The 10919-nt window shown below is 64.2% G+C and carries 11 protein-coding genes; 2 read left to right on the top strand and 9 right to left on the bottom strand.

All coding sequences use genetic code 11. The features are described from left to right. The 6 genes from urtB to VIM61_07060 form a co-directional block, all read right to left on the bottom strand. Window positions 1-1725: an urea ABC transporter permease subunit UrtB gene (gene urtB, locus VIM61_07035; protein HEY8900148.1), complete on the bottom strand. Its 1725-nt coding sequence runs from the start codon at window positions 1723-1725 to the stop codon at window positions 1-3. Between the two features lie 91 nt (window positions 1726-1816). Next, a complete protein-coding gene (gene urtA / locus VIM61_07040; protein HEY8900149.1) occupies window positions 1817-3088 on the bottom strand; it encodes an urea ABC transporter substrate-binding protein in 1272 nt (423 codons plus the stop codon). Window positions 3089-3170: 82 nt separating this feature from the next. Further along, a complete protein-coding gene (locus VIM61_07045) occupies window positions 3171-4001 on the bottom strand; it encodes a hypothetical protein (protein ID HEY8900150.1) in 831 nt (276 codons plus the stop codon). A gap of 178 nt (window positions 4002-4179) precedes the next feature. Then, a complete protein-coding gene (locus VIM61_07050; protein HEY8900151.1) occupies window positions 4180-4902 on the bottom strand; it encodes a LytTR family DNA-binding domain-containing protein in 723 nt (240 codons plus the stop codon). Further along, window positions 4902-6074, bottom strand: coding sequence for a histidine kinase (locus VIM61_07055; GenBank protein HEY8900152.1), 1173 nt, complete (start codon window positions 6072-6074; stop codon window positions 4902-4904). The genes VIM61_07050 and VIM61_07055 overlap by 1 nt, the downstream gene beginning before the upstream one ends. Before the next feature lie 57 nt (window positions 6075-6131). Continuing rightward, complete coding sequence (locus tag VIM61_07060; GenBank protein HEY8900153.1) at window positions 6132-6431, bottom strand: 4a-hydroxytetrahydrobiopterin dehydratase; 300 nt, start codon at window positions 6429-6431, stop codon at window positions 6132-6134. Between the two features lie 80 nt (window positions 6432-6511). On the opposite strand from VIM61_07060, the gene cysK reads away from it, so the two are divergent. After that, window positions 6512-7477: a cysteine synthase A gene (gene cysK, locus VIM61_07065; protein ID HEY8900154.1), complete on the top strand. Its 966-nt coding sequence runs from the start codon at window positions 6512-6514 to the stop codon at window positions 7475-7477. Between the two features lie 14 nt (window positions 7478-7491). Continuing rightward, the gene (locus VIM61_07070; GenBank protein ID HEY8900155.1) at window positions 7492-8166 is read left to right on the top strand and encodes a tetratricopeptide repeat protein; all 675 of its coding nucleotides are present in this window, start codon (window positions 7492-7494) and stop codon (window positions 8164-8166) included. A 13-nt stretch (window positions 8167-8179) separates the two neighbouring features. On the opposite strand, the gene VIM61_07075 is transcribed toward VIM61_07070, so the two are convergent. The 3 genes from VIM61_07075 to VIM61_07085 all read right to left on the bottom strand — a co-directional run bounded on the left by VIM61_07075 (window position 8180) and on the right by VIM61_07085 (window position 10909). After that, entirely contained in the window at window positions 8180-8701 is a 522-nt protein-coding gene (locus VIM61_07075; GenBank protein HEY8900156.1) for a polymer-forming cytoskeletal protein, read from the bottom strand. Between the two features lie 318 nt (window positions 8702-9019). After that, window positions 9020-9433: a polymer-forming cytoskeletal protein gene (locus VIM61_07080; protein HEY8900157.1), complete on the bottom strand. Its 414-nt coding sequence runs from the start codon at window positions 9431-9433 to the stop codon at window positions 9020-9022. Window positions 9434-9502: 69 nt separating this feature from the next. Next, entirely contained in the window at window positions 9503-10909 is a 1407-nt protein-coding gene (locus VIM61_07085) for an FAD-dependent oxidoreductase (GenBank protein HEY8900158.1), read from the bottom strand. Between the last annotated feature and the right edge of the window lie 10 nt (window positions 10910-10919).

The raw sequence follows: 10919 nt of genomic DNA on the forward strand, positions 1-10919 counted from the left end.
TCAATTTTCAAGGCCGCGTCCCTTCGTGGCGAAGAGGCCGGATGGCTTCCACTGGAGGAAGAGGATGATGGCCACGAGCACGAGCACCTTGCCGATCACCGGGTTGCGGAGCAGCGTCTGAAGAATCTGGTCGGTGGTGCCGATGCCCAGCGCGGAGATGACCGTGCCGATGAGGTTGCCGACGCCGCCCACGACGACGACCATGAAGGAGTCGACGATGTAGGTCTGACCGGTGCTCGGGCCGATGTTGCCGATCTGCGAGAGGAACGCGCCAGCGAGGCCGGCGAGGCCGCAACCGAAGGCGAACGTGAGCATGTTGATCTTCTCGGTGCGGACGCCCATGCAGGAGGCCATGTTGCGATCCTGCATGACGGCGCGAATGAGCAGGCCGAGCGGCGTTTTTGCCAGCAGGAGCGAGGTTCCGATGACGATGACGATGGCGAAGCCGATCACGAACACGCGGTTGTAGTTCATGATGACGTCGCCGACCGAGAAGCTGCCGAGCAGCCAGGCGGGCGAGTAGACCGGCGCGTTCGCGGGGCCGAAGACGAGACGGAAGATCTGCTGGAGCACCAGGGAGACGCCCCAGGTCGCGAGGAGCGACTCGAGCGGGCGGCGGTAGAGGAACTGGATGACGCTGCGTTCGAGGAGCAGGCCGACCGCGGCGGCGCTGAAGAAGGCGACCGGCAGCGCGAAGAGGAAGTAGCTTTGATACATGCCCGAGGCCGGGTCGAAGCCGAAGCCGGGGATTCGCAGCGTGAGGCCGAAGGGCGCGAGGGAAACGCCGTTGCTGAAGACGCATTGCGTGAGGTAGGTCGCGTAGCCGCCGACGACCATGATCTCGCCGTGGGCCATGTTGATGACGCCCATGAGGCCGAAGGTGATCGCGAGGCCGAGGGCGACGACGAGGAGCACGGACCCGAGGCTGACGCCGCGGAAGATCGTGCCGAAGAAGTCGACCCAGAAGAGGTGATTATCGATGGCGACGAGCGTGGACGTGGCCGCGGCCTTCACGTCGGCGGGGGTGCCGGGGTTGTTCGCGATTGCGGTGACCATCGCCTTGCTGGGCACGGAAGTGGTCTTCTTGAGCTGCTTGAGCGCGGCGATTTTCGTCGCGGAATCGGGCGACGCCAGCTGCGTCATTGCAATGGCCTGGGTGATGGCGTCCTTCACGGAAGGATCGGTCTCGACGGCCATGCGAGCCTCGAGGATCGGCAGGGAAGTGAGAGATTGCTTCATGCCGAGCTTGAGAATGGCGCCCTTGCGGGTGTCGGGACTTGGATCGGCGAGGGCGAAGAGATCGGTGGTCGCGCGGATGGCGCGGCGGAGTTTCGAACTGGTGTCGACGGGAGTGAGGGCGCTCTCCTGGAAGGTGAGGGCGGCGCCGGAGGCGTCCGTGAGCGGTTCGCCGGTGTCGATGCGGATGGCCTTGCCCTCCTTGAGCGTGAAGGCCGTTTTGGCGCCGTCGGGCGCGGTGAAAATGTATATGCCGCCACGTTGCCAGGCTTCGAGAAGATCCTTCAGAACGGGATCGGGCGTGGAGGCGAGTCTGGCGACGAGGTCGGGCTGGGCGCTCTCTTCCGCGACGATGGCGGCGGCGAGGCCCTGCCGGGCGGCCAACTCCGGCGCATCCGCTGCGCGGGTGGCGCTGAGCGAAGAAAGGCCAAGGAACAGGACGAGGACCGCCCGGGCTTGAATGTGGAATCGTTGGAATCTCGCTTTCATGATTTTGACTTTCGAGGAGGTGAGAGGAGCGAGAGAACCAGTCCCGCTCCTCCACCATGCCTAACCAGGAACCACCCTGGAAATTTGACGGTTAGTTCTTGCCGAAGGTTCCCTTGAGGAAGGGCTCGGGGTAGACCTGCTTGAATTCCTCCACGATCTTGAACTGCCCGTCGGCCTTGGTTTCGCCGATGTAGACGTTCTTCTTCGTGTGGTGATTTTTTTCGACGGTGTTCAGGCCGTTCGGTCCTTCGAAGGTGATCTTGCCGGACTCGAGGACCTCGCGGACCTTGTCGACATCGAAGCTGCCGGCTTTTTCGACCGCGGCCTTCCAGAGGTAGACGCCGTCATAGGAGAGGACCATCGGGCTGCAGGTGACGCGGTTTTCCTTCTCGATGCCGGGGACGGTCGAGGTCTTCAGCCAGGCGAAGAAGTCGCTCTTGAATTTCGCGTTGGCGGGCGAGTCGATGCTCATGAAATAAGCCCAGCAGCCGAGCTGGCCGACGAGATCCTTGGCCGGGAGCGAGCGGAACTCGTCCTCGGAGAGGCTGAGGGAAGCAACGGGGCAGTCAGCCGCGGTGAGGCCGGCGCCGGCGAGTTCCTTGAAGAACGGGACGTTCGAGTCGCCGTTGATCGTGTTGATCACGCAGGCGTCGCCCGTGGCGGCGAACTGTTTGATCTCGGCGACGATCTGCTGGTAGTCGGTGTGGCCGAAGGGCGTGTATTTGCCGGCGGAGATGACCTTGCCTGCCTCGTCCTTGCGGAGACCGCCGCCGATGTTCTCGATCGGGACGCCCTTGCTGAGGAGATACTCGAGGAGCACGAGGTTCGTGGTCTGCGGGTAAACGTAGTCGGTGCCGATGAGGTAGAACTTCTTGCGGCCGTCCTCGAGGAGGTAATCCACGGCGGGAATGGCCTGCTGGTTCACGGCTTCGGCGGTGTAGAAAATGTTCTTCGACATTTCCTCGCCCTCGTATTGCACTGGGTAGAAGAGGAGGCCGTTGTCTTTCTCGAAGACGGGCAGCACGGACTTGCGGCTGACCGAGGTCCAGCAGCCGAAGACGACGGCGACCTTGTCGACTTCGAGGAGCTGCTTGGCCTTTTCGGCGAAGAGCGGCCAGTTCGATGCGCCGTCGACGACGACGGGCTCGATCTTCTTGCCGAGCACGCCGCCCTTGGCGTTGATCTCGTCAAAGGCGAAAAGCAGGACGTCGCGCAGCGAGGTTTCGCTGATGGCCATGGTGCCGCTGAGCGAGTGGAGGACGCCGACTTTGACAGTGTCGTCGGCGGCGTGGAGCGGAGAGAGCGCTCCGACCGACAGGCCGACGCCGGCCGCGAGCGCACTGATGGATTTGAGGAGTTTCATGAGTTTGTTGGGACGGGGTCTTTGGTTGGTGGTTTGTCAGGGAGCGCCCGCCCGAAGACGGGCGCTCCCCGATGTGGTGAGGTTAGAAGGACAGTTTGATGCCGATGTTGCCGGTCACGAAGTTGTTGGCCGGGTTGCTCGGAAGGACGTAGTTGTTGGTGTTGTAGTAGGTGATGCCGCCGTGGAGCTCCCAGCTGCCCGGGAGGTAGGGGATCGGCACGCTGCCGTTCAGGCCGAGGGCCGTGTAGGCATAGCCACCGCCGGCGCCGTGGTAATACTTGGTGCAGAAGCCCATCGCCGCGGAGGGGGTGATGGTGAGCGGCCCGATCTTGATGTTGTAGCTGAGGTTCGGGACGAAGAACGTGCCGTTCTGGCCGCCGCCGCCTTCGGCCGCGCCGGGATCGAGACGGTTGTGGAAGGTGATCGCCGGATTCAGGAACATGTTGTTCGAGTATTTCAGGATCACGTCGAGGATCTGCTCGGTCTGGCCGCCGTAGTTCCATGCCTGGTAGAGCACGGTGGCGGACAGGTCCTTGTAAGCATAGGATGCGCCAGTCCAGACATCGACTTCCTGGATCATGCCGCCGATGGACGAACGGGTGTTGTTATTGACGTCCCACCACGTGCCGACGACGAACGTCAGGCCGGGCACGGGAGTCGCCCAGGCCAGTTCCATGGACGGGTTGAAGACGCCTTTGTTCCAGTTCGTCCCTCCGCCCCAGACGTCAGCGCCGTAGGAGATGAAGTGACTGTTCAGGTCGAAGGACATCCAGCCGCTGAAGGCAGGCTTTTCCTCGACTTCCACGACGACTTCCTTCTTCGCGGCCATCTCGGTCCCGGCCTGGCAGGGCGCGTGAACGAGAAGGGCGACGGCGGCAGTCGCGACGATGCTCGATGGCAATTTTCGTAACATGGGTGTTGTTCCTTTGTTTGTTTGTTTTTTAAGGCATCCGCCCGTCGAAGGACCGGCGAATGACAAGGCGCGAACCCAGCACGAAATGCACCGCGACAGCGCTGCGAAGCAGTCTTGTCCGCGAACCGGGCAGACTATTCCGCGAATCGGGCAGACGCTCCGACTCGCCGTGCCAACTTCATCCGCGCCGGAGGAGCGACTGCAGCCGGGAGCGAGCCGCGCGACGAATTTTGACCAGCTCCGGTCGCCCGTGGATCGTCAGGTGCGCGGAATCGCGCGAGCTGACTTTCATTTCCTCGAGGTGCTCGAGATTGAGGATGAAGGAACGATCGAGGCGCACAAACTTCGTGTGGGCGAGCATGCCCTCCCACACGCCCATGGTGCGGTCGATGAGCAGAGCCTCGCCATCGAGCAGCCAGACGGTGCTGTAATTGCCATCGGCAACGATGTGCGTGATCTGCCGCACGAGCACGACGCGCAGGCCCTTGCTGGTGCGGAGGAAGACGCGGTCCTCCTCGCGCACGGCCTCCGGGGGGTGCTCGGCGTCGCTCACCCGCCGGCCGAGGCGACTGAGCGCGAGGGCGAGGCGATCCTCGAATACGGGTTTCAACAGATAGTCGATCGCGTTCACCTCGAAGGCTCGCACGGCATATTGCTCATAGGCGGTGACGAAGATGATCTCCGGCACGTGGCTGATCCGCGAAAGCAGCTCGAAGCCCGACCCTTTCGGCATCTGGAGATCGAGGAAGAGCAGCGTGGGATGGAGCGCATGGCAGGCCTCGGCGGCCTGGGCGACATTCGCGGCCTCGCCGACAATCTCCACTTCGGGGTGCGCCTGGAGTAATTCCCGCAGGTGGCTCCGGGCGGGAGCCTCGTCATCGATCAGAATGGCGCGCCACATCACGAGGGGTCCATGCGCTGGCGCAGTTCGTAATTCTGCAGCCGCACGTCGTAGTCGTGGTCCATCTGGATTTCCACGAGTGCGATGACCTCGCCGTTGCGTTCACCGATCTCGAAGCGGTGCCGGTCCGGGTAGATGGATTCCAGCCGCCGGCGGAGGTTGTCGATGCCGCAGCCGGAGGCCTGGTTCTTCTGCCAGGGCTGCGGCTCGAGCCAGTGCCCGGAGTTGCAGACCTCGATGCGCAGCGCGTGGGGGCTCGTCTCCGCAGCGATACGCAGTCGCAGCGGCATCTCGCTGGTCTCGCGACCATACTTGATCGCGTTTTCGACGAGAGGCTGGACGATCACGCCGGGCACGCCGGCCGAGCGGGCCATCGGGCTGACGGCGAGTTCGAGCACGAGATCGCCTTCGAAGCGCGATTTTTCGACCTCGAGGTAGCTCGAGATGGCGTCGATCTCCGCGCCGAGCGAGACGAAACCCTCGTGGCGGCACGCCAGCGAGTAGCGCAGGTAGTCGGAGAGGCCCTTCACCAGCGCGGTGACCTTGGGATTCCCGCGGCCTTCGCTGAGGATGGTGTTGAAGGCATTGAAGAGGAAGTGGGGGTTCGTCTGCGAGCGGAGCATCTGCAGCTCTGCGTCGTGGCGCAGGCGCTCCGCGTCGACGAGCTGCCGCGTCTTTTCCCGGGTTTCGAGCAGGGCCTGGATCGAGAAATACAATCCGCTCCACGCCACGAAGAGCAACGTGCGGAGGCAGAAGATGTAACCGGTGTAGTTTGCCTCGGACACGTGGAGAGCGTTCGCGCCGACGAATTTCTCGACTTCGAGGAAAATCAGGGAGTCCAGCCCGGCGGCGAGGACGGAGATCGCGACCATCAGCGGTGCGAGCACCCATGCATCGAACCGCCGGATGTTCGTCCGCCGATAGATCTCGCGCAGGCCGATCGTGAGCAGAAAGCCGATGAACTCCTGCGTGAGGCCCATCCAAAGGCCTGTCGAGATCGAGGTGTAGTGATAGAAATGGAGCGGGAGCGCCCAGATCGTCCATCCCGCGAATCCGAGAATCTGGAAGCGCCAGAATGGGGGCGTCCGGTCCAGAATGGCTCTCCGCAGGCTGCCTTTTCGCGGCTGCCAGTATTGAACGAGATCGCCGAAATAGGTGATGGGGAGGTTCAAGATCGAAAATGCGTCCGGCGGAGGGGCCGCATGTTTCGTGCCTGATGAAATAAATTTTCAGCGCCCTCTGCCGCCCGCTTCGCCTTCGTCGATCCGGGCGGCGAGATCGAAGTCGAGATGCGTGACGCCGCCGCGACTGTGGGTGGCGAGCCGGAGCGTGACCTTGTTCCAGCGAATGTCCACGTCGGGATGATGATTCGCGGCCTCGGCCAGCGGGGTCACCCGATTCACGAACGCCACCGCGGCGACGAAGTTCTCGAACGCGAACGTCCGCACGATTTCGGAGCCCTCGCGGCGCCAGTCCGGAACGCCGGGCAGGCGTCTGGCGATTTCATCCTCGGAAAGAAGGGCGGGCACGATCTCAGGGTAAAAGAAACCCTTTGCCCGGGCAAGGGGCCTTGTGTAGCCTGCCGAGTTCCCAACCCCGCACTTTTCTCATGGGCAAAATTTACAACAACATCGTCGAAACCGTCGGGCGCACGCCGCTCGTGAAACTCAACCGCGTGACCGCCGGCCTGCCTGCGACGATTGCGCTCAAGTGCGAGTTCTTCAATCCGCTCGGCAGCGTCAAGGACCGCATCGGTTCCGCGATGATCGAGGATGCGGAGTCGAAGGGGCTGATCAACGAGCACACGCTTATCGTCGAGCCGACCAGCGGAAACACGGGCATCGCGCTCGCGTTCGTCGCCGCGGCGAAGGGCTACAAGCTCGTGCTCACCATGCCCGAGACGATGAGCCTCGAGCGCCGCACGCTGCTCGCGATGCTGGGTGCGAAACTCATTCTCACGCCGGGTGCCGAAGGCATGAAGGGCGCCATCGCGAAGGCCGAGCAGATCGTTGCCGAGAATCCGAATGCCTGGATGCCGCAGCAGTTCAACAACCCCGCGAATCCTGCGATCCACCAGAAGACGACCGCCGAGGAAATCTGGGAGGACACCGCCGGCGCCATCGACATTCTTGTCGCGGCCGTCGGCACCGGTGGCACGGTCACGGGCGTGAGCGAAGTTCTCAAGACCCGCAAGGCCGATTTCAAGGCCGTCGCGGTCGAGCCGAAGGATTCTCCGGTCATCACGCAGACCCGCAACGGCGAGACGGTGAAACCCGGTCCGCACAAGATCCAGGGCACCGGCGCGGGCTTCGTTCCGAACAACCTGCATCTCGCCGCGATCGACGAGGTCGTTACGGTCAGCAACGACGACGCCTTTGCCATGGCGCGCCGCCTCGCGAAGGAGGAAGGCCTGCTCGTCGGCATCAGCACCGGCGCGAATGTCCACGCCGCGATCGAGATTGCGAAGCGTCCGGAGAACGCCGGCAAGCTCATCGTCACCGTCGCCTGCTCGACCGGCGAGCGTTACCTCAGCACCGCTCTTGCCGAGGAAGCTCGCGCGCAGGTCGGCGCCTAGAATTTTTCCCGCACATGGCCACGCCGAAAAGTCTGCCGGTCGCCCCGGCTTCCGACGAACCCGAATACGAAATCGATTCCTTCGAACTGCTCTGGGAGAAGCACAAGACCCGGATCATTGCCGGCGCGGTGGCGCTGGTGGTGGTGATCGTCGCGGTCTTCGCGTGGTTCATCATTGGAAACGCCCGCGCGAGCGCGGCCGAGGCCGCCTTTGCGGCCGCGCAGACGCCGGCCGACTACCGCGCGGTCGTGGAAAAATACGGGTATTCGCCCGTGGCTGGTGACGCGTCGCTCCTGCTCGCCGCGTCCCTGCGCACCGAGAAGAAATACGACGAGGCGAATTCCATCCTCGATGCCTTCATCAAGGCGCAGCCGAAACATCCCTTCGTGCCGCTCGCCCGCATTGCCGTCGCCGAGAATCTCGCGCTGAGCGGCAAGGTTGCCGATGCGGCGACCGCTCTCGAGACGCTCGCGCAGACCGACAGCGCCTCGTTCGCCGCGCCCTACGCGCTGTGGACGGCGGCCGAGCTGAAGGCCGCGCAGGGCCAGCGCGAAGCCGCGGTGCGGGCCTATCGCGAATTGCAGAAGACGTTCCCGACGAGCGTTTCCGCGCAGGTGGCTGCGCCGATGGCCGAGGCGCTTGCCGCGGTGGTCGAGCAGCCGGCGGTGTCGCCGACGCCGAAGCCCTGACCGGCTGCGAGGTTCAGGCGCCCCAGCCGAAGGACAGGCGGGGCTGCCAGCCGGGAACCACGCGCACGGCGGGTTTCGGAGACGAGACCAGGGCCGGCTCCGTCAGGGCGGTGGAAATTTCCACCGAGCCCGCGTAGTGGCCGCCCTTGTCCACGATCAGCGATCGGGAATGGATGTCGCCATCGAGTCCGCCGTGGCGACCGATGTGGATGCGGCCGGCGCATTGAACGTCGGCCTCGATCTCTCCGCGAAGGAGGACTTCATCCGCGTAGATCGTGTAGAGGAAGCGAAGATTGGTGCCGCGGTCGATCAGGAGACGGCGGGTGCGGATCTGCGCACGGCAGATGCCCTCGCCGCGCAGGCGCAGGGTGCCGTCGCAGGTGACCTTGCCGGCAATGCGGCCTTCCACAAACGCGTGACCGCAGGTGACGCGGGTGGCGTTGAGAAAGCCTTCGCGGCCGATGTGCACCGTGCCGCGGGTTTGCACGATGCGGGTGCTGTGCCCGGTGATTTCGATGTTGTGAAGATCGATCATCGCCCCGCAGGCGGGACAATGCGCAGAGGGCGAGTGCGCCGGCACATGGTGCCGGTGATCGCATTCGGGGCAGGAAACCGTGCGACGGCGCTGGACGACTCGAAGTTGCCGGACAAGTCGTTCGGCGAGCGCCGGACGAGGGGAGGTGGCCATTGCCGGCTGCGGCGCGACCGAGAAATGGTCGCCGCAGCTTCGACAATAGGTAGAAATCAACTCCCGCGGCTCGAGCTGGGTCGAGCCGCAGTGAGGGCAGCTGATGGGAACCTTTTTGGCGCTCCCGAACATCGCTGAATGTGCCTGCCGGAGCAGGCGGGCGGACTAGGCCGCGACGGGCTGCTTGCGCGCCTCGGGAGAGGGAGCAACGGGACCGCTGGGCTGCTTGATGTTGGCTTTGTTCGGGGTGACTTCGGATTTACCGATGAAGGTTGCGCCTTCCTCGATGATGATGCGGGTGGCCTTGAGGTCGCCGGTGAGCTGGGAGCTGGCCTTGAGTTCGGCCTTCTCGGTGACGGTGATGTTGCCAAAAACGGTGCCGTGGACGGTGACCGACTTGGTCTTCACCTCGCCGCGGACTTCTGCGTTCTTGCCGATCACGAGGGTGCCTTCGGAGAGGATCTCGCCTTCAACCTTGCCGTCGAAAATGAGTTCGTTCTCGAATTTGATCGTGCCTTTGATTTCGACGTCGTTCGCGAGGACGTTCTTCGCTGCGCCGCCGGGGATGGGTTCTGCCATGGGTCTTTGGGCCAAATTGTTGAGGTTCATGAGAGTGTTTAGCGCACGCTAGCCTTCGAGTTTCCGCTGTCAATCGTTTCCATCGGGGGAGGCCAATTCCTCCGCCGGATAGGTCCAGATCTCACTGAGCGTCGGGTGATAGTGGGGAATCGCGGCGAGCTGGGCGGCCGTGGCGCGGAAGTGCATGGCGACCACGATTTCGTGAATGAGATCGCTCGCGTGGGGGCCCACGACGGCGCCGCCGAGGATTTCGCCGGTCGCGGCATCGGTGATCAATTTCACGAAGCCCTCGGTCTCGCCCATGATGAGGGATTTTCCGTGGTCGTCGAACGGATAGGTCGCGACGCGGATTGGGCCGCGCGCGCGGGCGGCAGCCTCGTTCAATCCGACGGTGGCGACCTGCGGCTCGGTGAAGACCGCGTAGAGGTTGAGGCGGTCGTCGATCGCTTCCAGCGGTTCGCCTTTTTCCGCGAGAAGCCGGGCGGCGTTGCGTGCGGCGATCTCGCCCTGCTGCACCGCGATGTGGACGACCTCGTGCGGGCCGCAGCAATCGCCGCCGGCGAAGATGTGCGGCTGGCTTGTCTGTTGATGCGCGTTGGTTTCGAGCCGATGCTCTGGCCCGGCGATGCCGGCCGCGGCAAGCCCGAGTTTGTCGAGGTTGGGCCGGCGGCCGAGGGCGTTGAGAATCTCCGCGCATGCGATGGTGTGCATCTCACCGGCCTTCTCGAAGACGATGCGCCGGCCTTCCGCGGTGCGTTCGATCCCGTGAATGTGGGTGCCGGTGAAGATCGTGATGCCGCGTTTGCGCAGCGCATCCTCGAGCGCGTGGGCAATGTCGGGATCGGACCCCGTGAGGAGCTGCGGGCCGCGTTGAATGATCGTGACGGCAACGCCAAGCGCCGAGAAATAATGCGCCATCTCGAGCGCGACGGGGCCGGCGCCGAGCACGGCGAGCGAGCTGGGCAGCGTGGTGAGTTCCAGCGCATCGTCGCTCGTGAGAGCGGCGGCTTCCGCGAGGCCGGGAACGGGCGGAGTCTGGATCACGGAGCCCGTGGCCACGAGAAAACTGCGCGCGGTGATCGGGCGATCCGGCTCGCCGGGCCAGCGGACAACCACCGAATGCGGGCCGACGAATTCCGCGAGGCCGCGCACGAAATCGAAGGCGCCGGACTCGATCTGCCCGCGGCGGTAGTCCGCGAAATCCCTGATGAAATGGTGCTGCCGGGCGACGATCTCCTCCGCGTGCGCCTCGAGGCCAGTGGCGCGCAGTCCGAATTCCTTCGCGCGGCGGAGCGTGAGCATGCGGTTGGCGGACTCGATGAGCGCCTTGCTCGGCATGCAGCCGCGGAGAATGCACAGACCGCCGATTTTCTCTCCGCCCTCGATGAGCAGGGTCTTCAGGCCGAGCCCAATGGCGGTGCGGGCCGCGGCGTAACCGGCGCTCCCGCCGCCGATGATTGCAAAGTCATAGTCCATCGCGCTTCAC

It is taken from the genome of Chthoniobacterales bacterium, assembly GCA_036569045.1.
Taxonomy (GTDB): Bacteria; Verrucomicrobiota; Verrucomicrobiia; order Chthoniobacterales; family JAATET01; genus JAATET01.

Bases quoted from the DNA above. Each gene is read 5' to 3' on its own strand.
- urtA (HEY8900149.1), bottom strand. From the start codon at position 3,088: ATGAAACTCCTCAAATCCATCAGTGCGCTCGCGGCCGGCGTCGGCCTG.
- cysK (HEY8900154.1), top strand. From the start codon at position 6,512: ATGGGCAAAATTTACAACAACATCGTCGAAACCGTCGGGCGCACGCCG.
- urtB (HEY8900148.1), bottom strand. From the start codon at position 1,725: ATGAAAGCGAGATTCCAACGATTCCACATTCAAGCCCGGGCGGTCCTC.
- VIM61_07070 (HEY8900155.1), top strand. From the start codon at position 7,492: ATGGCCACGCCGAAAAGTCTGCCGGTCGCCCCGGCTTCCGACGAACCC.
- VIM61_07050 (HEY8900151.1), bottom strand. From the start codon at position 4,902: ATGTGGCGCGCCATTCTGATCGATGACGAGGCTCCCGCCCGGAGCCAC.
- VIM61_07045 (HEY8900150.1), bottom strand. From the start codon at position 4,001: ATGTTACGAAAATTGCCATCGAGCATCGTCGCGACTGCCGCCGTCGCC.
- VIM61_07075 (HEY8900156.1), bottom strand. From the start codon at position 8,701: ATGATCGATCTTCACAACATCGAAATCACCGGGCACAGCACCCGCATC.
- VIM61_07085 (HEY8900158.1), bottom strand. From the start codon at position 10,909: ATGGACTATGACTTTGCAATCATCGGCGGCGGGAGCGCCGGTTACGCC.
- VIM61_07080 (HEY8900157.1), bottom strand. From the start codon at position 9,433: ATGGCAGAACCCATCCCCGGCGGCGCAGCGAAGAACGTCCTCGCGAAC.